22 protein-coding genes are annotated in these 25,694 nt (G+C 65.6%); 9 read left to right on the plus strand and 13 right to left on the minus strand.

Translation table 11 applies throughout. The annotated features are described in order from the left end of the window. Positions 1 to 109: 109 nt before the first annotated feature. Positions 110 to 2,125: a hypothetical protein gene (locus tag CFB40_RS38335; protein ID WP_143329912.1), complete on the minus strand. Its 2,016-nt coding sequence runs from the start codon at positions 2,123 to 2,125 to the stop codon at positions 110 to 112. A 372-nt stretch (positions 2,126 to 2,497) separates the two neighbouring features. Between CFB40_RS38335 and CFB40_RS31865 the strand changes: the two genes are divergently transcribed. Together CFB40_RS31865 and CFB40_RS31870 are read left to right on the plus strand one after the other, a co-directional pair. Then, positions 2,498 to 3,883: a cache domain-containing protein gene (locus tag CFB40_RS31865; RefSeq protein ID WP_089433541.1), complete on the plus strand. Its 1,386-nt coding sequence runs from the start codon at positions 2,498 to 2,500 to the stop codon at positions 3,881 to 3,883. Positions 3,884 to 3,911: 28 nt separating this feature from the next. Further along, complete coding sequence (locus tag CFB40_RS31870; protein ID WP_043186307.1) at positions 3,912 to 4,556, plus strand: response regulator; 645 nt, start codon at positions 3,912 to 3,914, stop codon at positions 4,554 to 4,556. 58 nt (positions 4,557 to 4,614) lie between these two features. On the opposite strand, the gene CFB40_RS31875 is transcribed toward CFB40_RS31870, so the two are convergent. Beyond that, positions 4,615 to 6,135, minus strand: a complete 1,521-nt coding sequence (locus tag CFB40_RS31875) for an MFS transporter (RefSeq protein WP_089433542.1) — start codon at positions 6,133 to 6,135, stop codon at positions 4,615 to 4,617. A gap of 144 nt (positions 6,136 to 6,279) precedes the next feature. On the opposite strand from CFB40_RS31875, the gene CFB40_RS31880 reads away from it, so the two are divergent. After that, positions 6,280 to 6,918, plus strand: a complete 639-nt coding sequence (locus tag CFB40_RS31880) for a TetR/AcrR family transcriptional regulator (RefSeq protein ID WP_089433543.1) — start codon at positions 6,280 to 6,282, stop codon at positions 6,916 to 6,918. A gap of 81 nt (positions 6,919 to 6,999) precedes the next feature. Here the strand turns inward: CFB40_RS31880 and CFB40_RS31885 are convergent, their stop codons facing one another. Then, positions 7,000 to 7,596, minus strand: coding sequence for an MlaC/ttg2D family ABC transporter substrate-binding protein (locus tag CFB40_RS31885; protein ID WP_089428733.1), 597 nt, complete (start codon positions 7,594 to 7,596; stop codon positions 7,000 to 7,002). Positions 7,597 to 7,918: 322 nt separating this feature from the next. Between CFB40_RS31885 and CFB40_RS31890 the strand changes: the two genes are divergently transcribed. Beyond that, positions 7,919 to 10,552 carry an MMPL family transporter gene (locus CFB40_RS31890; protein ID WP_089433544.1) on the plus strand — a complete coding sequence of 878 codons (2,634 nt, stop codon included), beginning with the start codon at positions 7,919 to 7,921 and terminating at the stop codon, positions 10,550 to 10,552. Beyond that, the gene (locus tag CFB40_RS31895) at positions 10,545 to 11,543 is read left to right on the plus strand and encodes an MlaA family lipoprotein (RefSeq protein ID WP_089428731.1); all 999 of its coding nucleotides are present in this window, start codon (positions 10,545 to 10,547) and stop codon (positions 11,541 to 11,543) included. Before CFB40_RS31890 ends, CFB40_RS31895 begins: the two co-directional genes overlap by 8 nt. A gap of 118 nt (positions 11,544 to 11,661) precedes the next feature. Here the strand turns inward: CFB40_RS31895 and CFB40_RS31900 are convergent, their stop codons facing one another. The 5 genes from CFB40_RS31900 to CFB40_RS31925 form a co-directional block, all read right to left on the minus strand. Further along, complete coding sequence (locus CFB40_RS31900) at positions 11,662 to 12,318, minus strand: phosphorylase (RefSeq protein WP_241022391.1); 657 nt, start codon at positions 12,316 to 12,318, stop codon at positions 11,662 to 11,664. 51 nt (positions 12,319 to 12,369) lie between these two features. Further along, positions 12,370 to 14,343: a squalene--hopene cyclase gene (shc, locus tag CFB40_RS31905; protein WP_089433545.1), complete on the minus strand. Its 1,974-nt coding sequence runs from the start codon at positions 14,341 to 14,343 to the stop codon at positions 12,370 to 12,372. A gap of 15 nt (positions 14,344 to 14,358) precedes the next feature. After that, on the minus strand, positions 14,359 to 15,612 hold the full coding sequence (hpnE, locus tag CFB40_RS31910; protein WP_089433546.1) for a hydroxysqualene dehydroxylase HpnE: 1,254 nt from the start codon (positions 15,610 to 15,612) through the stop codon (positions 14,359 to 14,361). A 13-nt stretch (positions 15,613 to 15,625) separates the two neighbouring features. After that, on the minus strand, positions 15,626 to 16,474 hold the full coding sequence (hpnD, locus tag CFB40_RS31915) for a presqualene diphosphate synthase HpnD (RefSeq protein WP_089428727.1): 849 nt from the start codon (positions 16,472 to 16,474) through the stop codon (positions 15,626 to 15,628). 268 nt (positions 16,475 to 16,742) lie between these two features. Continuing rightward, positions 16,743 to 17,075, minus strand: a complete 333-nt coding sequence (locus CFB40_RS31925; RefSeq protein WP_089433547.1) for a hypothetical protein — start codon at positions 17,073 to 17,075, stop codon at positions 16,743 to 16,745. Between the two features lie 174 nt (positions 17,076 to 17,249). On the opposite strand from CFB40_RS31925, the gene CFB40_RS31930 reads away from it, so the two are divergent. After that, positions 17,250 to 18,134: an alpha/beta fold hydrolase gene (locus CFB40_RS31930; RefSeq protein WP_089428726.1), complete on the plus strand. Its 885-nt coding sequence runs from the start codon at positions 17,250 to 17,252 to the stop codon at positions 18,132 to 18,134. Positions 18,135 to 18,188: 54 nt separating this feature from the next. On the opposite strand, the gene CFB40_RS31935 is transcribed toward CFB40_RS31930, so the two are convergent. From CFB40_RS31935 to CFB40_RS31945, 3 genes are read right to left on the minus strand one after another with little or no spacing between them, the layout of a single operon-like run. Beyond that, the gene (locus CFB40_RS31935) at positions 18,189 to 19,127 is read right to left on the minus strand and encodes a GGDEF domain-containing protein (protein ID WP_089428725.1); all 939 of its coding nucleotides are present in this window, start codon (positions 19,125 to 19,127) and stop codon (positions 18,189 to 18,191) included. Beyond that, positions 19,124 to 19,750 carry a chemotaxis protein CheC gene (locus CFB40_RS31940; protein ID WP_039344650.1) on the minus strand — a complete coding sequence of 209 codons (627 nt, stop codon included), beginning with the start codon at positions 19,748 to 19,750 and terminating at the stop codon, positions 19,124 to 19,126. The genes CFB40_RS31935 and CFB40_RS31940 overlap by 4 nt, the downstream gene beginning before the upstream one ends. Further along, a complete protein-coding gene (locus tag CFB40_RS31945) occupies positions 19,743 to 20,111 on the minus strand; it encodes a response regulator (RefSeq protein ID WP_039344648.1) in 369 nt (122 codons plus the stop codon). The genes CFB40_RS31940 and CFB40_RS31945 overlap by 8 nt, the downstream gene beginning before the upstream one ends. Before the next feature lie 473 nt (positions 20,112 to 20,584). Here CFB40_RS31945 and CFB40_RS31950 point away from each other — a divergent pair, with 473 nt between their 5' ends. Further along, on the plus strand, positions 20,585 to 22,843 hold the full coding sequence (locus CFB40_RS31950; protein ID WP_089428724.1) for a hybrid sensor histidine kinase/response regulator: 2,259 nt from the start codon (positions 20,585 to 20,587) through the stop codon (positions 22,841 to 22,843). Positions 22,844 to 22,895: 52 nt separating this feature from the next. Here CFB40_RS31950 and CFB40_RS31955 read toward each other — a convergent pair whose 3' ends face one another. Next, positions 22,896 to 23,450 carry an NADPH-dependent FMN reductase gene (locus tag CFB40_RS31955; RefSeq protein ID WP_011353625.1) on the minus strand — a complete coding sequence of 185 codons (555 nt, stop codon included), beginning with the start codon at positions 23,448 to 23,450 and terminating at the stop codon, positions 22,896 to 22,898. 368 nt (positions 23,451 to 23,818) lie between these two features. Between CFB40_RS31955 and CFB40_RS31960 the strand changes: the two genes are divergently transcribed. Further along, positions 23,819 to 24,418 carry an RNA polymerase factor sigma-70 gene (locus tag CFB40_RS31960; protein ID WP_089433548.1) on the plus strand — a complete coding sequence of 200 codons (600 nt, stop codon included), beginning with the start codon at positions 23,819 to 23,821 and terminating at the stop codon, positions 24,416 to 24,418. Next, a complete protein-coding gene (locus CFB40_RS31965; RefSeq protein WP_089428723.1) occupies positions 24,396 to 24,617 on the plus strand; it encodes a zf-HC2 domain-containing protein in 222 nt (73 codons plus the stop codon). The genes CFB40_RS31960 and CFB40_RS31965 overlap by 23 nt, the downstream gene beginning before the upstream one ends. Before the next feature lie 134 nt (positions 24,618 to 24,751). Here the strand turns inward: CFB40_RS31965 and arsC are convergent, their stop codons facing one another. Beyond that, the gene (arsC, locus tag CFB40_RS31970; RefSeq protein ID WP_089428722.1) at positions 24,752 to 25,111 is read right to left on the minus strand and encodes an arsenate reductase (glutaredoxin); all 360 of its coding nucleotides are present in this window, start codon (positions 25,109 to 25,111) and stop codon (positions 24,752 to 24,754) included. Positions 25,112 to 25,694 lie beyond the last annotated feature (583 nt).

A 25,694-nucleotide genomic window follows, 5' to 3' on the forward strand; every position in this document is an offset into this window, starting at 1 on the left:
GGCGTTAGATAAGCTTGATCTGAGCTAGGGGGAGAACGCTTACCCGAATCTGTGCGCCCTCACTCAGTTCGATACAACGAAACAGGCACCGGCATCGCCGACGTATGGTTCAGAGAAATGCGTCGGCCTTGGCAATCACTTCCGCGAAACCGTCAGAACGATGCAATGGAAATGGAAACTGCCTTTTCAGTAGCTGATCCACATCAACCGGCTTTTTAACAAGCCTTGTGAAAACAATTTTTGCTGAATCCTCGCTCACACACGGCACTCGAAAAGTTACACCCTCAAAATCCCGCTCCGACTGAGCAATCTGTGGCGGATGATGCAGATATTTTTCAAAATTCTCCTGCGCATCGACGAAATTCTCGTATAACTTAAACCAGACCAGATGCTCTTTCTCTGACACACTGACCAACGGAACAATGTTATTTTTGAAATATTTACTGAGAATTCTGAGATCACATACCGGAACATCATTCATTGTTAGCCCAGCACAGATGCCACTACTTAAAACAATCACTGGAACAATTCGGTATGCCTCATTGGGATCAAAATTCCACCCCAACTCCCTGAACGCAGCCTCCAAGTTATTTTTAAAATACCCAGACTTTCTCTTCGCCTGCTCCGAAGCACCCGATATTATCTGACGAGTTCTATAAAGGGAGATCGGCGAATCGGTGGTCACGATCGATTTTATTTCGCCAACGACAACGACACTCCCGAATCTCAACAATAGGTCAATTTCCTCTCCACCACTTGCATCTAGATCGACACGTCGACCGACAACTGGGTCATGATCTGAAAAAAGCGGATTACCCTTTATCGTTTCATTTAGCACAGCCGTCACTACACCCTCAAATGACCGGCCTTTCTCGGCAAGATCGACTTTCATTTTGACGAGCCAGTGTTCGACTACGCGCTGCAATACCGGAGACACCAAAGCCGCGACAAGGTAAGTTACGTTGCCCTCGCCAATATCTACAACCGGATAACACCACAGATCCTTTTCGCGGTCACCATTAAAAGACAAAAAATCGAGAATTTTCTCGGATTTCTCGAACTTCCACCCAGTGATTTTGCTCACTCCACGCAAGAGCTCGCTTCGATTCACGCTCGGCGAAAATTTGACCGCCTTGTTGAAGGTGAACACACCGTCATTTGAAGGAAAATTATCGAGACTAACTTGCGCAAGAATAACAAGGAGACGAAATACCTCCAACACATCAAGAACACTAAACCCCTGATTGTTATATTCATTTTCAAGAAAACCACGAGGAAAGCAATCTTCAAGCTGAATCAGTTGATAAAAATACATCGCATGAAATACTTGATAATTTTCACTCAATTTCCCTGCCTCGATCACGGAAATTGATCTCCTTTTTCCACTACGCACAAAATCTAGACACAGTTTAGACCCCAACATCGCTAGATACGCTGGATCCGTCGCAAACGGGACAGCATTGGCCATCAACTTATCCTTGCGTAATTGACTAATTTCATATGCAATATAAAAATCAGATGCCTTTTGTTTAACCTCGTACTCCATCGCACTCTTGTGCTCGAATTCGCATTCGCCCCACAAAAGTGCACGCCAGTAACCTTCATAAATTCCATAGAGTTGAGAAATCGCAATCTCTTTCTTAACGAAATCGAAGGCGTCCACAGAATTTTTTCCAAATTCCGCTCGCACACGAGTTCGCATCAAATTTCTAATTGCGATATCAATACCATCCACACAACCGGTTGCTATCTCCGAGAGAGTCAGCTTGTTCCCCATCCTGTTGCGAGAAGATGTGAGAGCCGTCAAATCCCCTCGAGGTTGGCTATGAGATTTCGATACGATGAATGCATCTCGATTAGCCATACCGCAATATGCCTTGATCAAATCAAGCCACCCAACGTTGGGCGGTTTCCTATAAAGATGATCAATTTCCCCCCGAAGTTCTGCCAATATCCTGGAGAACACGATTCCCGCGTTATATAGTTGCTCATCAGCCACTTCATTATCAGCCGACGCTTTCCACGCAGCATTCCATGCTTTTTCGGAAAAATTCCTATCCGTGGGCGACTTTACAGATCCTTTCCTAACTAGAGCAGCAAAGCTGCTTTTAATATTTTTCATCATTTGCATTTTTCGTTTAATTTTTTAATATGCGACCTTCTTGGGAATCAAAATATTCCAAATTTAAAATATCACCCGCCTAATTTTCAAGAATACACACCATTCAAATGAGCTTCACAAGCCAGATCGCCACAAGTCGATTCAGACTGGATAACGGTACTCTATAGAAATCTCTTCAGGGCTATGACCGAGCTCAACCTAGCCCGTCCGTGGGGCAAATCTCCGCCCGCCTCCTATGTTCCCGCCAGTAGCATCCGGCCTTTCGCTGTCCGCCTTTCAGCGTGTCCCGTCTCGCTCAAAGGCCACACCCTCATGAAATCGCAGACAATACCTGCTCTCTGCGCTGACGCAGCCTCCGTCGGCCACCTTACCACCATGAGACTCAAGGCAAAGATCTTCCTTCTGGCCATCGTGCCGTTCCTGCTCGCGATCGCCGGCATCGGCTTCGGCGTGCGCCAGCAGGCGACGTCCCTCGCGCGCACGCAGCACGCGACGATCCAGGCCGCGTACCTGTCGAGCAAGGAAGTCGAGCTGAAGCACTACGTCGAGCTGGCGACGAGCGCGATCATGCCGCTCTACGACGCGAGCGGCCGCAACGCGCGCGACGACGCGCTGCTGCGCACGCAGGCGCTCGCGATGCTGCAGAAGATGGATTTCGGCCCCGACGGCTATTTCTTCGTGTACGACCTGCATGGCAATTCGCTGATGCATCCGCGCGAGCCGGAGCGCGTCGGCCATAACTACTGGTCGATGCGCGACCCGCAGGGCGCGCTGACGATCCAGAAGCTGATCGGCGCGGCGTCGAGCGGCGGCGGCTACGTGCGCTACGCATGGCAACGGCCGTCGACGGGCCGCGTCGCGCCGAAGCTCGGCTACGTCGTCGCGCTCGAGCGCTGGGGCTGGATGGTCGGCACCGGCATCTATCTCGACGACGTCGACACCGCGCTGCAGCGCATCGACGCACGCGCATCCGCGAACATCGAGCGCACGATGAGCTGGCTCACCGCGATCGCGCTCACCGGCGCGGCGGCGATCGCCGTGTGCGCGCTGGTGCTGAACGTCAGCGAGTCGCGCAGCACCGACGCGAAGCTCAAGCTGCTCGCGCAGCGTGTCGTCGAATCGCAGGAGCAGGAGCGGGCGCGGCTGTCGCGCGAGCTGCATGACGGGATCAGCCAGATGATGGTGTCCGCGAAGCTGATGCTCGAATCCGCGCTCGCCCGCTTCGAACGCGGCACGGCCCGCCTGCCCGAAGCCGAGCAGGCACTGGCATCGGGCGTCGGGCGGCTCGGCGACACGCTGCGCGAAGTGCGGCGCATCTCGCATGCGCTGCGTCCGTCGATGCTCGACGACCTCGGCCTCGCAGCCGCGCTCGAGCAACTGGTACGCGAGCTCGGCGCCGAAAGCGGCATCGACATCGGCTATACGCAGGTCGCGCACAGCGGCACCCGGCCGCTGCCCGAAGCCGTCAACACCGCGCTGTTCCGGATCGCCCAGGAAGCGCTCAGCAACATCGTGCATCATGCGCGGGCATCGCGCGCGGCCGTCACGCTCGACGTCGGCGCGCAATCCGTCGTGCTGACCATCGCCGACAACGGCTGCGGCTTCGACGCCGAACGCTCGCAGGCCGACGCGCGCCGCGGCATCGGCCTGCGCAACATGCGCGAGCGCCTCGACGCGCTCGGCGGCATGCTGACGATCACGTCGCAGGTCGGCCACACGATCGTCGCCGCGCGCGTGCCGCTGCCCGGCGCCGCGTCATGATGCGCCCCATCACAGGAGACTTTCACGCATGAGCGCCCCCGACACTGCCCGGCCCGTCGCCCGACTGCTGCTCGTCGACGATCACCCGCTCGTGCGCGACGGCTTGCGGATGCGGCTCGAAGCGGCCGACCTGTCCGTGGTCGGCGAAGCCGGCAACGCCGACGAGGCGCTCGCGCTTGCCGCGTCGCTCGAACCCGATCTCGCGCTGATGGACGTCGGCATGAACGGGATGAACGGCATCACGCTCGCGGGCGTGTTCCACGAGCGCTTTCCGGGCATCCGCGTGCTGATGCTGTCGATGCACGACAACATCGAATACGTGACGCAGGCCGTGCGTGCCGGCGCGAGCGGCTACCTGCTGAAGGATTCGCCCGCGAGCGAGATCGTGCGTGCGATCGGCGCGGTGCTGGCCGGCCAGACGTTCTTCAGCGAGGGGCTCGCCGCGCGGATGATCCACGCGAGCGCGACCGCGTCGCCGCTCGACCGGTTGACGCCGCGCGAACGCGACATCCTCGACGCGCTGGCGGAAGGGCTGTCGAGCAAGCAGATCGCGCAGCAGACGGGGCTGTCGGTGCGCACGGTCGAGACGCACCGGCTCAATCTGAAGCGCAAGCTGGAGATAGAAGGGCAGGCCGAGCTGATCAAGTTCGCGGTCGAGCATCGGCGGAGGTAGGGCCATTCAGCTGACGCCTCGATCCGCTGCGACAGGCTCGATCTGCCGGCACGCCACATCACTCCGGCTGTGACGACGTCACGCACGCCGCCGCGCGTCCCGGCTGCTTCTCCGTTTCACGCCGCACCATCAGCATCACCGCAACCACAATACTGAGGATCCCGGAACACAAAACCGCGATCGAAAACCCGTGCGCCATCGCATCCCGATACGCACCGAGCAGCGCCGGCTGCCCTGCCGCAAACACATGCTCCATCACCGCCTGTCGCGCGAGCGTATCCGCTTGCGCGCTGCCGGCCACCAGCATCGCGGCCGTCATCCGGTGCAGCGCACCGACGCTCATCATGCTGCCGAGCACCGCGATGCCCATGCTCATCCCCGTCTGGCGCAACGCGTTCATCGTCGCCGACGCCATGCCCGCGCGTTCGGCCGGCGCCAGTTCCATCACGGTCATGCCGGTCGCGGGCACCGCGAGCCCCATGCCGACGCCGAGCACCGCCAGCGCGACACCGACCGGCCCATATGGCGTGCCCGCACCGAAGCCGGCCATGACCGCGAGCATCGCGCCGATCAGGCCGTACCCGGCCACCATCAGCGCATGCAACGGAATACGCGCCGCGATGCGCCCGAACAGCATCGACGTGATCGCCGTCATCACGAACTGCGGCATCAGTTGCCAGCCGGCCTCGGCAGGCGTGCGCTCCTGCGCCTGCTGCAGGAACAGCGACAGGAAGAACAGGCTGCTGTACCCCGAGAACCCGAGCACGAACGACGCGAGATTGGCGCGCACCAGCCGCCGGTCGCGAAACAGCCAGACCGGCAGCAGCGGCCGCTCGACACGCGTCTCGACTCGCACGAACACGACGAACGCCACCGCGGCGCCCGCCAGCGGCGCGAGCACTTTCGCATGCCACGCGCCGGCTTCGCCGATGCCGATCAGCCCGTACGTGAGCAACCCGAGCCAGATCACGCTCAGTGCCTGGCCGAGCGGATCGAACGCCGCGTGCTGCGGATGCCGGCGCTCCGGAATGCCCCATGCGCCGAGCAGCACGGTCACGATGCCGATCGGCACGTTGACGAGGAAGATGTTCTGCCATCCGCCATGCTCGACGAGCAGGCCGCCCACCAGCGGCCCGAGGATCAGCGCGAGCGCACTAAACGCGGACCACCCGCCGATCGCGCGAGCACGCTCGCGCGCATCGGGAAACGCATGCGTGAGGATCGGCATCGCGCCCGGTATCAGCAACGCACCGGCAAGCCCCTGGATCGCGCGCCCGATCAGCAGCGGCTCGATGCTGCCCGCGCATGCGCAGACCACCGATCCCACCGTGAACAGGACGACGCTGGCGAGCCAAACACGCTTGTGCCCGTAGCGATCGCCGAGCGGCCCGGCCGACAGCATGAACGCGGACAGCGCCAGCGCATACGCATTGACGACCCACTGGAGGCCGCCGATATCGGTATCGAGCGCCGTCTGCAGCGTCGGCAACGCGACGTTGACGATGCTGATGTCGAGCGTGGCGAGAAAGGTGCCGAGACAGGCGGCCAGGACGAGTGCGGCGCGACGGTAGCGAGGCATGGTGGTCAGCCCTTGACGGGCATCGAGATGAGAATGATTCTCATCATATATATCGACCGACCGTCGGTCAATGGATTGCGTTGGCCGTGAGCAGGACGCTGGCCTAAACTGCGGGCTTTGCATGAACGGGGGTCGAGCCGCGCGATGACGGACAGGACCAAGGCAGGACTCAGGACAGTGAAAGACGACACGCCGGCAGGCAAGCCGCGCACGAAGCCGGCGGAAGTGCGCCTCGAGGAACTGATGGCGGCGGCCGAGACGCTGTTCCTCGCGCAGGGCGTGGAAGCGACGACCATCAGCGAGATCGTCGAGCACGCGCAGGTCGCGAAAGGCACGTTCTATCACTACTTCGAATCGAAGTCCGACATGCTCGCCGCGCTCGCGCAGCGCTACACGGCCTCGTTCCTCGACCGTTTGCAGCACGCGGTGGACGCGTGCGACGCCGACGACTGGCTCGCGCGCCTGCGCGCGTGGATCCGCGCCAACATCGAAACCTACGCGGCGACCTACCGCACGCACGACATCGTCTACACGAACCACCATCACCACGATCGTGCGAATGCCGACAAGAACGCGATCCTCGAGCAGCTCGGCGCGATTCTCGACGGCGGCGCACGGGCCGGCACCTGGCGGCTCGCGCATCCGCAGGTGACCGCGCTGCTGATCTATGCGGGCGTGCATGGCGCGACCGATCACATCATCGCGGCGCCGGAAGCGGATCGTGCCGCGTTCGTCGACGCGGTGGTCGACGATTGCCTGCGGATGCTCGGCGCCGGCGCGTAACGCGCCGCCAGCGCACAGCCATGAAAAAGGGCGCCCGAGGGCGCCCTTCGTGCATCCGGAATCCGGATCGCTCAGCGGCCGTCAGTTCGTCCGCGAATTGTGCTTCTGCAGATACGCGATCAGGCCATCGATCCCGCCCGATGCGAGCTGGCTCTTGAACTGCCCCTGGTAGACCTGGATCAGCCACGCGCCCGACATGTCGATGTCGTAGATCTTCCAGTCGTTGCCGACCTTGCCGAGACGATAGCCGACCGACTGGCTGTCGCCCGGCGTCGTGACCGTCGACTGGACGAGCGCGTCGGCGCCCGACGCGCCGCCCGCCTTGAACGAGAACTTCGCGTCCTGGCTGCCGAGCTGCGCGAGCGACGCGGCGTAGGTGCGCGTCATCAGCAGCCTGAACTGCTTGTACAGCTCCTGCTGCTGTTGCGGCGTGGCCTGCTTCCACGCGTCACCGACCGCGATGCGGGTCGTGCGCTCGAAGTTGGTCGCGGGCAGGAAGCGCTGCTCGACGACTGCGGAGACCTTCGCCATGTCACCGCCGCGTGCGGCCGGATCGGCCTTCATCGCGTTGACGGTGCCCTCGACCGCGTTGCGGACGATATCGACCGGCGCGCTCTGCGCGAAAGCGGAAACCGACACGGCGGCCGCCGCGACGAAAGCAAACAGATGACGTTTCATACGAATATCGCTCGATGAGAAAAAACGACCGGTTCATTGCACCGGCCGACGGAGCAAAGTATACCGGGCCCGACGCCTCGGTGCGCCGCCGTGACCGACTGTTACCTTTCAGATCCTTTGTCACAGGCTCGCAGCGGCGCGTCGAAGCAGCGCGGCGCCGTTTATGTAAATATCCCCTTACAAACCGGCCGGCCACCGGCATCGATTCCGCCGTCGCGAGCAAATCTCCTTCCGTTCTCGTAACCCCCAACGTCACGACCGCCGCCACGCTGCGCCGGTATACTTGGCTACTTTGCCCTTTCCAGCCGCTCCCCACCGCCACATGGTGACATCTCTCATCGTCCGACTCGTTGCATGGTCGGTACGCCGGCCCGTCTGGGTCGTCGTGCTGTCGCTCGTCATCGCCGCGCTCAGCGGCGTCTATGTCGCGCAGCATTTCAAGATCAACACCGACATCAGCAAGCTCGTCGATGCGGAACCGCAATTTGCCGCGCTCGGCCACGCCGTCGACACAGCGTTCCCGCAACGCAACGGCACGATCCTCGCGGTCGTCGAGGCACCCGCGCCCGAATTCGCGAATGCCGCCGCGCAGGCGCTGACCGACGCGCTGCAGAAGGATGCCGCCGCCGGCCGCATCGGCCAGGTCGCCGAGCCCGGCGGCGGGCCGTTCTTCGAGCACAACGGGCTGCTGTTCCTGTCGCCGCAGGAAGTCACCGATACGACCGCGCAGCTCGCGAGCGCGCGCCCGCTCGTCAACGAACTCGCGAAGAACCCGAGCCTGACCGGGCTCGCCACGACGCTCTCCACCACGCTCGGCCAGCCGCTGCTGACCGGCCAGGTGAAGCTGCCGACGATGGCGAAGCTGCTCGCCCGCAGCGCCGCGACGGTCGACGACGTGCTGGCCGGCAAGCCGGCCGCGTTCTCGTGGCGCGCGCTGGTCGACAACGATGCCGCGCGGCAGCCCGCGCGCGCGTTCGTCACCGTGCAGCCCGTGGTCAACTACGGCGCGCTGAAGGCCGGCGCGGAAACCAGCCAGGTGATCCGCGACGCGGCCCGTTCGATCGACCTCGAGAAGCGCTACGGCGCGGTCGTGCGCCTGACCGGCGAACAGCCGCTCGCCGACGACGAATTCGCGTCGGTCGAGGACGGCGCGGCGCTCAACGGCGTCTTCACGCTGCTCGCCGTGCTCGTGATCCTGTGGCTCGCGCTGCGCTCGAAGCGGATGATCGGCTCGGTGCTCGTCACGCTGTTCGTCGGCCTCGTCGTGACCGCCGCGCTCGGCCTGGCGATGGTCGGCTCGCTGAACATGATCTCGGTCGCGTTCATGGTGCTGTTCGTCGGCCTCGGCGTCGATTTCTCGATCCAGTACGGCGTGAAGTACCGCGAGGAGCGCTTCCGCGATCCGCGCATCGACCACGCGCTGATCGGCGCCGCGCACTCGATGGGCATGCCGCTCGCGCTGGCCACCGCGGCCGTCGCGGCGAGCTTCTTCTCGTTCATCCCCACCGCCTATCGCGGCGTGTCCGAGCTCGGCCTGATCGCGGGCGTCGGGATGTTCGTCGCGCTGCTCACCACGATCACGCTGCTGCCCGCGCTGCTGCGCCTGTTCGCGCCGCCGGGCGAATCGAAGACGCCGGGCTTCCCGTGGCTCGCGCCGGTCGACGATTACCTCGACCGCCATCGCAAGCCGATCCTGATCGGCACGCTCGTGGTCGTGATCGGCGCGCTGCCGCTGCTCGCGTTCCTGCGCTTCGACTTCAACCCGCTGCACCTGAAGGACCCGAACAGCGAATCGATGGCGACGCTGCTCGCCCTGAAGGATTCGCCGGAAGCCGCCGTCAACGACGTCACGCTGCTCGCGCCGTCGCTCGCGCAGGCCGATGCGGCCGCGAAGCGCCTCGACGCGCTGCCCGAAGTCGGCCGCACGACCACGCTGTCGACCTTCATCCCCGCCGACCAGCCGGCCAAGCGCGCGGCGATCGCCGCGGCCGCGAGCGACCTGCTGCCCGCGCTGACGCAGCCGCCCGCGCCGCCCGCGACCGACGCGCAGCGCGTCGCCGCGCTCAAGCGCGTGTCGGACCTGCTGAGCTACGCGGCCGAAGATCACCCGGGCCCGGGCGCGGCCGCCGCGCAGCACCTGTCGGCGTCGCTCGCGAAGCTCGCCGCCGCGGATGCCGCGACGCGCGACCGCGCCGAACGCGCGTTCTCCGATACGCTGCGCATCGCGCTCAACCAGCTCGCGTCGCTGCTGCAGCCGCAGGACGTCACGCGCGAATCGCTGCCGCCGCAGCTCGTGCGTGACTGGGTCGCGCCGGACGGCCATGCGCTCGTGCAGATCTCGCCGAAGGTGCCGAAGGGCGTCGACCCGGGCGACGACACGATGCTGCGCCGCTTCGCGAAGGCCGTGAAAGCCGCGGAACCCGGCACGACCGGCGGGCCGATCTCGATCCTGCATTCGGCCGACACGATCATCAACGCGTTCCTGCATGCGGCGCTGTGGTCGATCATCTCGATCACGGTCCTGCTGTGGGTCACGCTGCGCCGCTTCGGCGACGTGCTGCGCACGCTGGTGCCGCTGCTCGTGTCGGGCGTCGTGACGCTCGAGCTGTGCGTCGTGCTCGGCATGTCGCTCAACTTCGCGAACATCATCGCGCTGCCGCTGATGCTCGGCGTCGGCGTCGCGTTCAAGGTGTATTTCGTGATGGCGTGGCGCGCGGGGCAAACCGGGTTGCTGCACTCGAGCCTCACGCATGCCGTCCTGTTCAGCGCCGCGACGACGGCGACCGCATTCGGCAGCCTGTGGCTGTCGCACCACCCGGGCACGTCGAGCATGGGCAAGCTGCTCGCGCTGGCCCTGACCTGCACGCTGATAGGCGCCGTGGTGTTCCAGCCCGTCCTGATGGGCAAACCGCGCGTCAAACGCGCCAAGAACCAATCGCAAGGAATCAATGAATAAGGTGCGAATCATTGCGGCGACCGTTGCCGCCAGCGCGGCGCTGACCGGCTGCGCGACGGGACCGAACCGCAACCCCAACGACCCGCTCGAGCCGATGAACCGGGCGATGTACAAGTTCAACGACACCGTCGACACGAACATCGCCCAGCCGATCGCGAAGGGGTACCAGAAGGTCACGCCGACGCCCGTGCGCACCGCGATCAGCAACTTCTTCTCGAACCTCGGCGATCTCGGCAACATGGCCAACAACCTGCTGCAGTTGCGCATCACCGATGCGACGCAGGATCTGATGCGCGTGGCGATGAACTCGCTGTTCGGCGTCGCCGGCCTGATCGACATCGCGACACCGGCCGGGTTGCCGAAGCACCACCAGGATTTCGGGCTGACGATGGCGCGCTGGGGCATGCCGTCCGGCCCGTATCTCGTGCTGCCCGTGTTCGGGCCGAGCACGATCCGCGACGGCGTCGGCCGCGCGGTGGACGTGCGCTTCAACCTGCTGAACTACATCGAGCCGGCCGCGCGCAACCCGATGTACATCGCGCAGTTCATCAGCGCGCGTTCGGACCTGCTCGGCGCGACCGACCTGCTGAAGCAGGCCGCGCTCGATCCGTATTCGTTCGTGCGCGACGCGTATCTGCAGCAGCGCAAGTCGCTGACGTATCGCAGCCAGTCGTCGTCGGCCACGGTGCCGACCTACAACGAACCGGGTGAATCGGGCGCCGTGCCGGCCGGAACGCCTGCCGTGCCGGGGTTGCCGAACTACGAGGATCCGGGCGATGCGGGCGGCGCATCGGGCGCCACGCCGAACAACGCACCGGCCGCGCCGGGATTGCCGCAGTACGACGATCCGGGCGCGGACAACGCGATGCCGGCGAGTGCGCCTGCTGCTGCTTCGGCCGCTGCACCGGCTGCGGCATCGGCCATCGCCCCGGCTGCGGCATCGGCGGCCGCACCAGCGACGCCTGCGAGCGCTCCGGCCGTGCAGCAGTAACGCTGCAACGGCCGTCGCCGCAAAGACAAAGAGCGCTGCAGTTCAGATGCAGCGCTCTTTTTTTGTCCGCGAGAAACGGAAAACGGGAGAGAAGGGCGAGACAGGCGACGCGTGTCGCTCAGGCGATCCGCATCGCACCGGCACGCTCGAACGCGTGTCGTGCCTGGATCAGCGTCGTGCGCGCCGCGCGCGCATCGCTCGCGACCTGCAGCAGCGGGCCGAGCTGCGACGGCTGCTTCAGCAGTTCACGCAGGATCGGCAGGATCGCCGTGCTGCCGTCATCGCGCAGGCCGGCCGTCGCCGCGCGCGGCAACGTGCGCCACGCCGGATCGACGATCGCGCGGCACACCGCGAACGGTACGCCGCGCGCCGCCGCGAAAGCCGCCGCGATATGCGACTCCATGTCGACGGCGAGCGCGTCCTTCGCGCGATGCAGCGACGTCTTGTCCTGCTCGCTGATGACCGGTGCGCCGACGGCCGCGATCGTGCCGCGCGTGACGCGCGCCCAGACGGGCGTGTCGTGCAGCGCGGCGACGAGCCGCGCGCTCCAGCCCGCGTCGGTCTCGACGCGGCCGAACGGCCCGTCGATCGCGCTCGCGACCACGAGCGCGCCGGGCGCCAGGTCGGGCGCGAGCCCGCCCGCCGTGCCGAAGCTCACGATGCCCGCGCAACCGCGTGCGGTCGCCTCGGTCAGCGCGCGTTCGAGGCGGTCGGCCCGTGCGGCAAAGACGGCTTCGACGCCGTCGCCGCGTGCGATGCGCGCCTCGAACGCCATCCCCGTCACGGCGATGACGGGCAACGAGCCGGTGGATTGCGGCGCCACGCGTTACAGCCCGACCGTCACGCGCGTGGTGTTGTCGCGCTTCAGGTTGCGATAGCGGGCAAGCGCCCACAGCGGGAAGAACTTGCGATAGCCGTGGTAGCGCAGGTAGAACACGCGCGGGAAGCCCGTCGCCGTGAAGCGCGTCTCGTCCCACAAGCCTTCTTCGTTCTGCTCGGCGATCAGGTAGTCGATGCCACGCGCCACCGCCGGGTTGTTCACCTCGCCGGCCGCCATCAGGCCAAGCAGCGCCCACGCGGTTTGCGACGCGGTGCTCGGCGCCTGCTCGAAACCGCGATAGTTCAGCTTGTAGCTGTCGCCGTCCTCGCCCCAGCCGCCGTCCTTGTTCTGGATCGACAGCAGCCACTGCGCGCCGCGCTTCATGCGCGGATCGTCCGGCGTCAGGCCGGCCGCGTTCAGCGAGCACAGTGCCGTCCACGTGCCGTACACGTAGTTCATCCCCCAGCGGCCATACCAGCTGCCGTCCGGTTCCTGTTCCTTGAGCATGTAGTCGAGTGCGCGACGCGCCGGCTCGCTGTTCAGCGGCGTCTCGCCGAGCTGCGACAGCATCGACAGGCAGCGGCCCGACACGTCGGCCGTCGGCGGATCGAGCAGCGCGCCGTGATCCGAGAACGGGATGTTGTTCAGGTAGTACTGCGTGTTTTCCGGTTCGAACGCGCCCCAGCCGCCGTCGCTGCTCTGCATCCCGACGACCCACTCGCGCGCACGCGCGATCGAATCGCGATACGCGTCGTTCTGCTTGAGTTGCTGCGCGCGCTCCATCGCCACCGCGACCACCGCCGTATCGTCGACGTCCGGGTAGTGCGCGTTCGCGTACTGGAACGCCCAGCCGCCGGGCCGCACGTGCGGGCGGCGCGAGATCCAGTCGCCGCGCACGTCGAGGATCTGCAGCGGGCGCAGCCATTCGAGGCCGCGGATCGCGGCATCCTCGGCACGCGCGTCGCGCGTTTCGAGCAGCGCATGCGCGGCGAGCGACGTGTCCCACACCGGCGACAGGCACGGCTGGCAATACGCTTCATCGTCGTGCACGACGAGCAGCTTCTCGATCGACTTGCGCGCAATCGCGCGGTTCGGGTGATCTTCCGCGTAGCCAAGCGCGTCGTACATCATCACCGAGTTGGCCATCGCCGGATAGATCGCGCCGAGGCCGTCCTCGCCGTTCAGGCGCTCGTCGACGAACGACACGGCCTGGCGGATCGCGCGTTCGCGCGTGTAGTTCGGGAACAACCCGTCGACCGCGCGCAACGCATGGTCAACGACGCGGAAGAACGCGAACCAGCCGGGGCTCTGGTGGCCCTGGCGCGGCAGCAGCCCGGCGTTGACGGGCGGATCGATGAACAGTTCGTCGATGCGCACGCCGCGCGGGTTCTTCGCGAGCGGGCGCTTCGCGTTCAGCACGAGCAGCGGCACGATCACCGTGCGCGCCCAGTACGACACCTTCGACAGATGGAACGGGAACCACTGCGGCAGCAGCATGATCTCGACCGGCATCATCGGCACCGCGCGCCACGGAATCGCGCCGTACAGCGCGAGCTGGATGCGCGTGAACACGTTCGACATCTCGGCGCCGCCCATCGCGTGGATGGCACGGCGCGCACGTTGCATGTGCTCGGCGTTCTCGTCGTCGCCGATCACCTTCAGCGCGAAATACGCCTTCACGCTCGCGCTGATGTTCGGCGCGCCGTCGGTGAACAGCGGCCAGCCGCCGTCGGCCTGCTGGATGCGGCGCAGATACTTGCCGATCTTCTGTTCGAGCTCGAGGTTCGGCGTCTCGCCGAGATAGTGGACGAGCAGCACGTACTCGGCGGGAATCGTCGAATCGGCTTCGAGTTCGTAGACCCAGTGGCCATCCGCGTTCTGCGCGGCCAGCAGCGCGTCGGTCGCACGCGCGACGGCCGTATCGACGCCGGCCGGCACGGCGCCGGCGGACAGGGTAGCCATTTCGGTGAGATCGTTCATCGGTCCCTCTTTTACTTACTGTGTCTGGAGCACGTCCGCGGCCAGCTGGCCGGAGCGGATCGCACCCTCGATCGTGGCGGGCAAGCCGGTGGCAATCCAGTCGCCCGCCAGCACAAGATTGGTCCAGCGCGTACGCACGGCCGGACGCTTCATTTCCTGCGACGGCACCGCCGCAAAGCCCGCGCGCGGCTCGACGACGAGCTGCCACGCGGGGATGGTTTCCGGGTTCGCGCCGGTCACGCGCGCGACATCTTCCCAGATGCGCCGCGCGAGCGTGTCGCGCGGCGTGTCGAGCCAGCGGCCCGCGTCGCGGATCGTCGCCGCGAACTGGCCGCCGCCGGTGCGCACCGTATCGACCACACCGCTGATCACGGACGTCTGCAGCGGATTGCCGGCCGGCGCTTCAGCCGCGAAATACGCGGTCACGACCGCGCTAAACGTGTCGGGCGCGGTGAGTTCGGGCACGAGCGGCTGCGCGACCTCGGGCGGCACGGCCAGCACGACGGCGTCGCCCGGCGCGAGATCGATCCGCTCGCCACCGACCGAAACCGCATCGACCGCGTTGCCGTGCGCGCCGAATTCGAACGCGTCGAGCCGCGAGTTCAGCCGGATCTGCGCGCCGCCGTGCTGCAGCATCCGCAGCGCCGGTTCGACGAATGCGCTGCCGAGGCCGTGGCGCGCGACGAGTGGACGGCAAGCGGGGCCGCCCGCGGAAAACGTGCTGCACAGCGCCGCGCGTGCGAGTTCGGCACTCGCGTGGCGCGGCTCGACGTTCAGCACACCGAGGAAATACGGCCGCAGCCAACGTTCCCACAACATACCGTCGCATCGCATCGTCTGTGCGAGTGAGCGGCCCATCCGCGCGAACGCGAGCGGGGCGAGCGCGAGGTAGTCGAGCGGCGTCGTGTCCGGCGCGCGCGACGCGGCATCGAACAGCCACGACGGCCAGCGCCCGCTGCCGAAGCGCAGCGTCCAGCGCTGCTGCGACGCGACGTCGACGACCGGGAATTCAGGCAGCGCGGGCCCCGTGAGCTGGTCGGCCGCGCCGATCGCGCGCAGGTAGCGCTGCGTCGCGGGCTGTCCCGCAAACACCGTGTGCAGCCCGCTGTCGAGCGTCGTGTTCAGCGTCCCGTCGAACCACGAGCGGCAGCGGCCGCCTGCATGCGCGTGCGCGTCGTGCAGCACGATGCGCCGACCGCGGCGTTGCAGCTCGACCGCGGCCGACAGGCCGGCAACGCCGGCGCCGATCACGTGGACGGTCCTGGGCATCGACTCGGTCGGCTCAGAACAGCGCGTAGCGCGCGGCGATCATCAGCATGCGCGCTTTCGGCTTGCGCAGCGGCGCGCGCGGGAAGGCAAAGCCGCGTGCGATCGCGGCTTCGAGAATGCAGCGATACGCGCCCGACATGATGCGCGGCGCCTTCACCTGCGCACGCGCGCAGGTGTCCATCACTGCGTCAGCCTGGCGGAAGTGCTCGAGCGCGCGCTCGACGAGCGTCGCGCACACGCGCGGCAGCGCCGGATCGCGCACGATCGTCGCCGGGTCGGTGATCGCGATGCCTTCGCGCGCAAGCAGCTCGCGCGGCAGGTAGCAACGGTTGATCGCCGCATCGTCGTCGATGTCGCGCAGGATGTTGGTCAGTTGCAGCGCGCGGCCGAGATGATGCGACAGCTTGATCCCTTCGGCTTCCGGCATCCCGAAAATCCTCACCGACAGCCGGCCGGCCGCACTCGCCACGCGATCGCAGAAGAGGTCGAGCGTCGGTTCGTCGGGCGCGCAGATGTCTTCGACCGCATCCATCGCCATCCCGTCGATCATCGCGTGGAAGTCGTCGCGCTGCAGGTTGAATGCGCGGATCTCGCGGTCGAGCGCAGCCAGGTGGCGCGGCGGGCGGCCGGCGAAGCACGCGTCGATGTCCGCGCGCCAGCGATCGAGGCCCGCGTGGCGCTCGGCGCGCGGCAGGTCGCTGTCGGCGATGTCGTCGACCGCGCGGCAAAACGCGTAGACCTGGAACATCGCATCGCGCTGCACGGCCGGCAGGATGCGCATCGCAAGATAGAAAGAACTGCCCGATGTGACGGCAGCGGCGTCGGTTTCTTGTTCGTCCACGACGGAATGGGAAACGGCCAAGACGAGCTCCACGGAGACACCCACGCGGGGCGATTGAAGAAGCCATGCCCGGCTGGGATGGTCAGGGTGTCAAATGCGTGCGAGATATGCGAACGATCGACACAGACAGGCACAAATTACCGGCCGGAAGCCGGAATTGGGCGAAAGTATAGCAATCTTTGAAGTTCGATGGCGGACACGCGCCACGTGCGGCGGCATGCCGGAAGCCGTTGGCCGGCAAGCGCGGCCGGCCCGGGCGGGCCCCGCGGGCGCCGGCGCCGGCGGCGCGTCAGCCGTAAACGATGTCGCGTTGCAGGTCGAGCGCAATGAGCCCCATTTCGCGGGTGAGTTGCAGCATCGAGCGGCGTTCGAGGCGCGAGCCCATGAAGCTCGTCACGCGGCCGTCGGGCTCCGCGGTGAACTGGAATGTCGCACCGCCCGTGCCGAACCACGCGCCCGGCACATCGGGCGATTCCTGCCAGTCGATCTGCGCGAACACGCGCGCGATGCCCGCACGCACCACGTCGCCCGGGCCGATCGGCGGCGCGATGTCGCCGAGGTCGTCGAGCGAATAGGGGCCAGGCTTGTCCGGCCTCCGGTAGAAAAGATAGTCGACGTTCATGGGGCGCAATCGCAAGTAAAGCAACAAATTAGCGTGCTTCGCGATAAATTCAAATCAGATACGAACGAAATGTGGCCTGTACGAGACAAGAGGACGGATCGAATCCGGCCCGTCAGGGCGCACGCGGGTTCGTCTAAGATGACACCTTTCTCAAGATCTGAAGACCCGGACACCATGGAGACGAACGCAAGCGCCACCCCGCAGTCCGATCATCCCGTTTTCGTGCTCGTGCACGGCGCCTGGCACGGCGCGTGGTGCTACGCGCACGTCGCGGCCGCGCTGGCCGCGCGCGGCCATCTGTCGATCGCGCGTGACCTGCCCGCGCACGGCATCAACGCCCGTTTTCCCGCTTCCTACTTCGCACGCCCGCTCGACAAGGATGCGTTCGGCGCCGAGCCGTCGCCGGTCGCGAACACGACGCTCGACGATTACGCCACGCAGGTGATGCAGGCGGTCGACGACGCGTACGCACTCGGCCGCGGCAAGGTCGTGCTCGTCGGGCACAGCATGGGCGGCCTCGCGATCACGGCGGCCGCCGAACGCGCGCCGGACAAGATCGCGAAGATCGTCTATCTCGCGGCCTTCATGCCCGCGTCGGGCGTGCCGGGCCTCGACTACGTGCGCGCACCTGAAAACAAGGGTGAAATGCTCGGCCCGCTGATGCTGGCGAGCCCGCGCGTCGCCGGTGCGCTGCGCATCGATCCGCGCAGCGGCGACGCCGCCTATCGCGAGCTCGCGAAGCGCGCGCTGTACGACGACGTGCCGCAGGCCGACTTCGAGGCCGTCGCGAACCTGATGAGCTGCGACGTGCCGGCCGCGCCGTTCGCGACCGCGATCCCGACGACGGCCGCACGCTGGGGCGCGATCGACCGTCACTACATCAAATGCCTGCAGGATCGCGTGATCCTGCCCGCGCTGCAGCAGCGCTTCATCGACGAAGCCGACACGTTCGCGCCCGGCAACCCGACCCACGTGCACCAGCTCGACAGCAGCCATTCGCCGTTCATGTCGCAGCCGGCCGTGCTCGCCGGCGTCCTGGCCGACATCGCGAAAAGCTGAGCGCGGCACGCGCCCGGCGCATCCGCTCCGCGCACGGCGGGGCGGATACGCTATCTATGCATACGCGACCGACCGGTCGCGCCCGAGCCGCTTCGCGCGATAGAGCGCGGCGTCGGCCTCGTTGACGAGCACGTCGCTGGTCGGCGCGCCCGCCTTCGCACACGCGCCGCCGACGCTCGCCGTCACCGGCACGCTGACCCCCTCGGCATCGACCGGCACGCTGCCGATCGCATCGCGCACCTTGTCGGCCACGAGCATCGCCTCGTCGAGATTCGTGCACGGCAGCAGCAGCGCGAATTCCTCGCCGCCGAAGCGGCCGAACGTATCCTGCGCGCGCACGATCGACGCGACGCGCCGCGCCGTCTCGCGCAGCACGGCATCGCCGGCCGCATGCCCGAAGCGGTCGTTGATCGTCTTGAAGTGGTCGAGGTCGAACAGCAGCACCGACATGTCGCCGCCATAGCGCTGCCAGCGCGCGAATTCGTCGCTGAGCCGCGCCTCGAAGAAGCGCCGGTTCGCGATGCCGGTCAGGCCGTCGCGATTCGCGTGCTCGCGCAGCTTCGCGACCGCTTCCTCTCGCTCGCGCTGCATCACGCTCACATGCGTGACGTCCGAGATCGTCACGCACACGGCTTCGACGTCGCGGCCGCGCGTGAGCGGCATGAACGTACAGTCCTGCTGCATGTAGTCGACGCCACCCGTGATCGGCCGGTCGTGCTCGAAGCGGAACAGGTAGGGCCGCTGCTCCCACGAGCTGAACGCGAAGCTGCCGAGCTGGAACACGCTCTCGAGCTTGCGCGACAGCCACGCGCGCGGCAGGTCGGGAAAGCAGTCGAACAGGTTGCGGCCGATCACGTCCGCGGCCGGGATGCCGCTGTGGTCCTGCATGAAGCGATTCCACATCAGCACGTTCATCGCGCGGTCGAGCACGAACAGGCCGAAGCCCACCCGCTCGATCACGAGGTCGCTCAGCGACGAGGTGGCGGCCGTCATAGCGCGGACAGCAACGCGTCGAGCGCGTCGCCCATCAGCCGGATCGAATCCTCGGCCATCAGCATCACGAAGTGGGCCCGGAACGCGTGGTCCTCGAGCCCGAAGTTCACTTCCAGCAGCAATGCCACGCTCCATGCCAGCTCGGTCGGCTGGAATACGTCGTCGAACGACACGTTCGCGCCGAGCAGCCCCGGCGGAAAGAACACGGGCTTGCGGCCGAGCTCGTCGAGGATCGACGCGACGCACGCACCCATCAGCACGTTCGCGACGTCGAACACGACTTCGTCGGGTGTCGCCATCCCGCCGTACACGCCATCGCCGAACGTGCGGTCGACGACCGACATGAGCCGCGCGATGCTCGCGGTGCGGCACAACACGATCGCCTCGCCCTTGATGTCGGAACGAAAACCCTGGCGCACGGCGGTCACGTTGTCGTGAATACCCGTCATCTCGCGCAGCGCGTCGCCCGCGTCGGTCGCTTTCACGACCCGCACGCGCGGCACCGACAGCTCGATGAAGTGCCCGAGCAACAACGCGAGCCGCGCGGCGGCGCGGCCCATTGCGAGGTTGGCGATCTCCTGCAACGCGTCGCGTTGCTCCGCCGTGAACACCGAGTCAGGCATACAACCCATACTCCTTGAGAATGGGCAGCAATGCCTCCGACGTCACGGGCTTGGCTACGAATGCGATCGCGCCCAATTCGCGCACGCGTGCTTGCGCCTGCGGCTGAATATCGGCGGATACCACGATCACGAACGTGTTCAGATCTTCGTGGCGCAGTGTCTCCAGGACCTGATATCCGCTCATGTCGGGCATCGTCAGGTCCAGAAACATTACGGAAGCTTTGCCGTCACGATAGAGCGCCAAGGCCTCTCGACCATTCGCGGCATACGCGACTTCGACGTCCCAGCCTCCCGGCAGCGCCTTTGTCAGAAGTTTGCGAGCGAGCAGCGAATCGTCGGCAATTACAATCGGCAAAGGCATGGGGCGATGCGGTATACGGAATGGTCTCTCTCGCGTTAACGACCGCGCGGCGCACTTCTTTAGGCGCCATGCGTTCGGGTGTGCGGGCAACCGTCTGGCGGCCGCGCGCGGGCGCCGCGACGCGGAGTGCGCGCGACGCACCGCGCGGCGAACACCGGCGGGCGCATATATCTGTCATAGGGAAAGCAAGGCGCGATTCTCTGAGTAAACCGGAGGCGATGCAACTCGCCATTTTCAGCATTTCGAACAGAATTGATCCGAACACGCGCCATTCCGAAAACAGCCACGACCATTTTCGAGATAAGTACGCAAAATTTTTCCTTGTGTACGTTTGCGCTGCCGGATTCGTCGCGTTTTCAATCTGACAATTTCCCCCTGTCGAAATCGACAGCATGGCTGGCGTCCGGAGCCGTGCGGCGGGCCGTCACAACTCGTTTATGATGGCAGGCACCTCCGCCTCACCCGCTTCCTCGATGATGTCCGACCGGCCCGCCGATTCCCACGCTCCCGCCTCCCCACCCGCCGACGACTGGCAGGACGACGGCAACTATGCGTCCGGTGCGCCCGAGCACGATTTCGCGGTGCGTCGCATGACGCTGATCGTGCTGCTCGTCGCGGCGATCGTGCTGCCGTGCATCTACGTGGTGGTGATGGCGTACAACGACCTGAAGACGCGCGAGGCCGCCGCGAGCGACGTGACGATGCGCACGGTGCGGGTGGCCGAGGAGCACGCGCTCAAGGTGTTCGACCTGAGCGAGACGCTCGATGCCCGCATCGTCGATCTCGTGCAGGACATGGACGACGCGACCGTGCGCAACCGGGAGTCCGACATCCACGAAGCGCTGAACACGATCGGCGGCGGCTATCCGCAGGTGGCCGCCGTGTCGATCTTCGGCGCGAGCGGGATGCTGCTCGCGAACAGCCTCTACTATCCGGCGCCCTATGCGTCGATCGCGAACCGCGACGACTTCGCCGGCATCCGCGACGGCAAGGTCATCGAACACATCTCGCGGCTGATGATGGGGCCGCTCAAGCTCGAGAACATTCCCGTGTTCAACACGGGCGTCGCGCGGCGCCATAGCGACGGTTCGTTCGCCGGGATGGTGTCGATCGCGCTGAAGTCGTCGTATTTCAACGCGTTCTACCGCGACCTGCTCGGCGGAGCGAGCACGCCGATGACGATGGCGCTCGCGCGCTCGGACGGCGCGGTGATCGCGTCGTATCCGCCGCCGCCGGCACTCGCGCACACCGATCGCGCCGTCACGTTCGGCGACGCGCGCAACGATCCGCGCGCCGGCGTCGTGCGCGTGCGCCACGACGGCGCGAGCAGCGAGATCGTCGCGTATCGCCAGGTCGGCAGCTATCCCGTCTACGTGACGTGCTCGTACCGCACGTCGGCGATCTGGCATGAATGGTACGAACACCTGAGCGTGCTGTTCATCTCGATGTTCGCGCCGTCGATTGCGCTGTGGTCCGTGATCTGGCTGTCGCTCAAGCGGCTGAAGGCGGAAGAGGAGGCGTGGGACCGCTGGCAGGCCGAAGCGTCGATGCGGCGCTCGATCGAATCGGCATACCGGCAGTCGCGCAAGATGCAGGCGCTCGGCAATCTCGTCGGCAGCGTCGCGCACGACTTCAACAACCTGCTGATGATCATCTCGAGCAACGTGCAGATCGCGCGGCGGCGCGGGGTCCAGCATCTCGACAAGGAACTCGGCGCGATCGAACGCGCGCTGAAGAACGGGCAGTCGCTCACGCGCCAGCTCCTCGGTGTCGCGCGCAAGCAGCCGCTGCACAACGAGACGATCGACGTCGGGCAATGGGTCGGCACGTGCCGCGAACTGCTGAAGACATCGCTCGGTTCGAAATCGTCGCTGGTCGTCGCGATCGAGCCGGGTGTCTGGCCGATCCGCGTCGACGTCGCGGAGCTCGAGCTCGCGGTGATCAATCTCGCGGTCAACGCGCGCGACGCGATGACGACCGGCGGCCGCTTCACCGTCGGCGCGCGCAACGTGACGCTGCGTCGCGAGGACGGTTTTCCGCTCACCGGCGATTTCGTGCAGATCTCGCTCGACGACACGGGTTCGGGCATGGCGCCCGACGTGCTCGCGCGCGCGTTCGAGCCGCTGTTCACGACGAAGGCGCAGGGGATGGGGACGGGGCTCGGCCTGCCGCAGGTGTTCGCGTTCTGCGAACGCTCGGGCGGCCTCGCGACGATCGACAGCGCGGTCGGCGCCGGCACGTCGGTGCGCCTCTATCTGCCGCGCGCACGCGTCGAGGATGTCGTCGCGCGGCCGCCGGCGGTCGTGCACGAAACGGGAGCGGCAGCGCTCGCCGGGCTGCACGTGCTGCTCGTCGAGGACAACGGCGAAGTCGCGGCCGGCACCGAAGCGCTGCTGTCGCTGCTCGGGCACCGCGTGACCTACGCGCCCACCGCCGACGACGCGTTGCGCCTGATCGAAGGCGCGGCCGCGAACGACGCGTTCGATCTCGTGATTTCGGATATCCACATGCCGGGCCGCCTGAACGGCATCGACCTCGCCGAAGCGGTCGAACAACGGCCGGAGAAACTGCCCGTGATACTCGTCACGGGTTACGCGGAGGAGCTCGACCGCACGCGCACCGTCAACGTCCGCGTGCTGTCGAAGCCGTTCGACATCGCGCTGCTCGACGAGATCCTGCTGGGCATCCGTGAAGCGCGCGATGCACGACACGCGCGGCACGCCGGCACGTGACCCGCTGCGTGCGGGCCCGCGCCGGTGCCGGCGGCGTGATCGGGTGGGGCGCTCAGGCCGACTTCAGCAAGCGCACCCAGCCCGTGTAGCGATCGACGAAGCCCTGCAGGAACTTGCGGGTGTCCTCGCTGACGATCTGGCCCTGGTCGTCGATGCGCGCCGGATCGTGCTTGATGAACATCTCGGGCTGCCCGAGCGTCTTCACGTCGAGATACGCGAGCACGTTGCGCAGGTGCTGCTGTGCGAGCGCGGTGCCCGTCGCACCCGGCGACGTGCCGAGCACGGCACCCGGCTTGCCCGACCACGAGTTGGAACCCCAAGGGCGCGAGCCCCAGTCCAGCGCATTCTTCAGCACGCCCGGGATCGAGCGGTTGTACTCGGGCGTGAAGAACAGCAGCGCGTCGGCGGCCTCGATCGACTGCTTGAAGCGCTTCGCGACTTCCGGGAAATCCGCGTCGTAGTCCTGGCTATACAGCGGCAGCTCGCCGATCTCGACGAACTCGAACGAGAAATCGGCGGGGGCGAGCGAGATCACGGCGTGTGCGAGCGCGCGGTTCCACGAAGCGCGACGCAGGCTGCCGACGACCACAGCGATGCGATAGGACATGGCATTCTCCTTCCGGTGAGTGAGGAATCGGATCGATTGCTTCCGAACGGGCGACAAAGGTCTGTTTATAGGCAAGCCAGCCCGCGAACCGCCCCACGGGGCCGTCCGGCCGACTTTCCACAAGGTTTTCCACAGAAATTGTGGATAACTCGGCCGTTATGCTCTGACATTACAGATTGCCTACCGCGAGTCGTTGCCGACCCGCGACACAGGGTTCGGCAAGCATAGCGCAGCGCGCCGGCCGGTTTCGTGAATTCGTGACGGAACATGCATTGCAGGCCGGCACCGCGCCCAGTAAGCTGCTCGCACTGCGATGTGCGTGCCCAGTGGCGCACGCGCGATCGCTTCGAGACACTTGCAACCCATCCATGCCGTCCGCCTACGACGATCCCGTTTATCTCGCGCAACTGCGGCGCGACCTGCTGCGCTTCGCGCGGCTCCAGCTCCGTGATGCCGATGCGGCCGAAGACGCCGTGCAGGAAGCACTCACCGCCGCGTGGTCGCATGCGGGCGATTTCGCCGGGCTGTCGGCGCACAAGACCTGGCTGTTCGGCATCCTGCGCAACAAGCTGATCGACGTGCTGCGCGCGCGGCAGCGGACGGTGAGCCTGTCCGCGCTCGATGCCGAGCTCGACGGCGAATCGGTACTCGATCGCGAGTTGTTCAAGGAAAACGGGCACTGGGCCGCGCATGCGAAGCCGCGACCGTGGCCACGCCCCGAAACGCTGTTGCAGCAGCAGCAGTTCTGGACGCTGTTCGAGGCCTGCCTCGATCACCTGCCGGAGCAGATCGGGCGCGTGTTCATGATGCGCGAATTCCTCGACTTCGAAATGACGGACATCTGCAGCGAATTGACGCTGACGACGAATCATTGCAGCGTGCTGCTTTACCGGGCGCGCACGCGCCTGCGAACCTGCCTGAGCGAACAAGGATTGACGACCGAAGATGCTGCCGGGGAAATGTACTGACGTGACGCGACTGCTGTCGGATGCGCTAGACCGGCATCTGACCCTGCATGAGCGCCTGCAGGTGCGCATACACCTGCCGACCTGCAGTGGCTGCAGAGCCTATCGCGGGCAGATCGCGCTGCTGCGGACGGCCGCGAAAGCGGCGGCGGGGCGGGGGCCTGCCCCGGATGACGACGGTGCTTCGTCCGGGGAAGGCTAGGCCCGGATCGCTTGACGGCGATCTTCAGAGCCGGGGGCGCATGCTGTCCGGTGATCGAGCTGGCTTCAATTGCCGATGCTCGTGCTAATGCTTGCGCTGGGCTGACGCAATCAGAAAAATACGGCGGGCAAGAATTATTCGAACAGCGCCTGCACCGATTCGGGCGGCCGGCCGATGGCGGCCTTGCCGCGGTAAACGACGATGGGGCGCTGCAGCAGAATCGGATGAGCGGCGATCGCCGCGTAGGCTTCCGCATCGGTCAGGTCGGCGCGGGCCAGATTCAGCGCCTTGTACGGCTCTTCACCGTCGCGAAGCATGTCGCGAACCGGGCGGCCAAGCTGCCGATGCAGCGCTTCCAGTTCCTCGACCGTCGGCGGCGTCTTCAGGTACTCGACGACATTCAACGGCGCACCGGTGGTATTCAGCGACTCGACCAACGCAAGCGTCTCGCGCGATTTCGAGCATCGGGGGTTGTGGTAGATCGTGATCATCATTCAGGCCTGAAGGGTAGAGCCCTGTATTGTAGCCAGTCTGTATTGGGGGCTTGGTGGGGCAGGCGACGAGTAATCGGGAGATCGGGCGCGGATTCGCTGCTTCGTAGAGGCCGACGGATGATGCGGTGCGATGGATCGCGAAAGGGGAGTGCTGGTCGGGACGCGCTTCAATGAATTGGTGGGTTTATGCGCATAAAGGCGCGCGAGACTCTATCGCGGGATGTGGCGATCAGAGGTCCGCGCGCCTGAACAATACGATGGGGTTCGGTCTGCAAAGGGTGTAGCCGATGGCGCCGCAGGCCGGTTGGTTTATGCGCATAAAGCGGGCGATTGCCGGGCGCGGGAACCTCGCGATTCGCGGCGCGGTGAATACAGACGCTTCGGCGCTTCGGTGTGATGCCTGCTTCGGTGTGATGCCTGCTTCGGTGTGATGCCTGCTTCGGTGTGATGCCTGCTTCGGTGTGATGCCTGCTCGGTGTGATGCCTGCTCGGTGTGATGCCTGCTCGGTGTGATGCCTGCTCGGTGTGATGCCTGCTCGGTGTGATGCCTGCTCGGTGTGATGCCTGCTCGGTGTGATGCCTG

Origin of the sequence: Burkholderia sp. AU31652 (assembly GCF_002223155.1) — a bacterium.
Classification (GTDB): Bacteria; Pseudomonadota; Gammaproteobacteria; order Burkholderiales; family Burkholderiaceae; genus Burkholderia.

What these genes read in the sequence shown, in the direction of transcription:
- hpnE (WP_089433546.1), bottom strand. Translation starts at nt 15,612, where the DNA reads ATGCCCAGGACCGTCCACGTGATCGGCGCCGGCGTTGCCGGCCTGTCG.
- CFB40_RS31880 (WP_089433543.1), top strand. Translation starts at nt 6,280, where the DNA reads ATGACGGACAGGACCAAGGCAGGACTCAGGACAGTGAAAGACGACACG.
- arsC (WP_089428722.1), bottom strand. Translation starts at nt 25,111, where the DNA reads ATGATGATCACGATCTACCACAACCCCCGATGCTCGAAATCGCGCGAG.
- CFB40_RS31900 (WP_241022391.1), bottom strand. Translation starts at nt 12,318, where the DNA reads ATGGCGTTCGAGGCGCGCATCGCACGCGGCGACGGCGTCGAAGCCGTC.
- CFB40_RS31935 (WP_089428725.1), bottom strand. Translation starts at nt 19,127, where the DNA reads ATGACGGCCGCCACCTCGTCGCTGAGCGACCTCGTGATCGAGCGGGTG.
- CFB40_RS31875 (WP_089433542.1), bottom strand. Translation starts at nt 6,135, where the DNA reads ATGCCTCGCTACCGTCGCGCCGCACTCGTCCTGGCCGCCTGTCTCGGC.
- CFB40_RS31955 (WP_011353625.1), bottom strand. Translation starts at nt 23,450, where the DNA reads ATGTCCTATCGCATCGCTGTGGTCGTCGGCAGCCTGCGTCGCGCTTCG.
- CFB40_RS31890 (WP_089433544.1), top strand. Translation starts at nt 7,919, where the DNA reads ATGGTGACATCTCTCATCGTCCGACTCGTTGCATGGTCGGTACGCCGG.
- CFB40_RS31870 (WP_043186307.1), top strand. Translation starts at nt 3,912, where the DNA reads ATGAGCGCCCCCGACACTGCCCGGCCCGTCGCCCGACTGCTGCTCGTC.
- CFB40_RS31895 (WP_089428731.1), top strand. Translation starts at nt 10,545, where the DNA reads ATGAATAAGGTGCGAATCATTGCGGCGACCGTTGCCGCCAGCGCGGCG.
- shc (WP_089433545.1), bottom strand. Translation starts at nt 14,343, where the DNA reads ATGAACGATCTCACCGAAATGGCTACCCTGTCCGCCGGCGCCGTGCCG.
- CFB40_RS31930 (WP_089428726.1), top strand. Translation starts at nt 17,250, where the DNA reads ATGGAGACGAACGCAAGCGCCACCCCGCAGTCCGATCATCCCGTTTTC.
- CFB40_RS31950 (WP_089428724.1), top strand. Translation starts at nt 20,585, where the DNA reads ATGATGTCCGACCGGCCCGCCGATTCCCACGCTCCCGCCTCCCCACCC.
- CFB40_RS31925 (WP_089433547.1), bottom strand. Translation starts at nt 17,075, where the DNA reads ATGAACGTCGACTATCTTTTCTACCGGAGGCCGGACAAGCCTGGCCCC.
- CFB40_RS31940 (WP_039344650.1), bottom strand. Translation starts at nt 19,750, where the DNA reads ATGCCTGACTCGGTGTTCACGGCGGAGCAACGCGACGCGTTGCAGGAG.
- CFB40_RS31945 (WP_039344648.1), bottom strand. Translation starts at nt 20,111, where the DNA reads ATGCCTTTGCCGATTGTAATTGCCGACGATTCGCTGCTCGCTCGCAAA.
- CFB40_RS31885 (WP_089428733.1), bottom strand. Translation starts at nt 7,596, where the DNA reads ATGAAACGTCATCTGTTTGCTTTCGTCGCGGCGGCCGCCGTGTCGGTT.
- CFB40_RS31865 (WP_089433541.1), top strand. Translation starts at nt 2,498, where the DNA reads ATGAGACTCAAGGCAAAGATCTTCCTTCTGGCCATCGTGCCGTTCCTG.
- CFB40_RS38335 (WP_143329912.1), bottom strand. Translation starts at nt 2,125, where the DNA reads ATGATGAAAAATATTAAAAGCAGCTTTGCTGCTCTAGTTAGGAAAGGA.
- CFB40_RS31965 (WP_089428723.1), top strand. Translation starts at nt 24,396, where the DNA reads ATGCTGCCGGGGAAATGTACTGACGTGACGCGACTGCTGTCGGATGCG.
- CFB40_RS31960 (WP_089433548.1), top strand. Translation starts at nt 23,819, where the DNA reads ATGCCGTCCGCCTACGACGATCCCGTTTATCTCGCGCAACTGCGGCGC.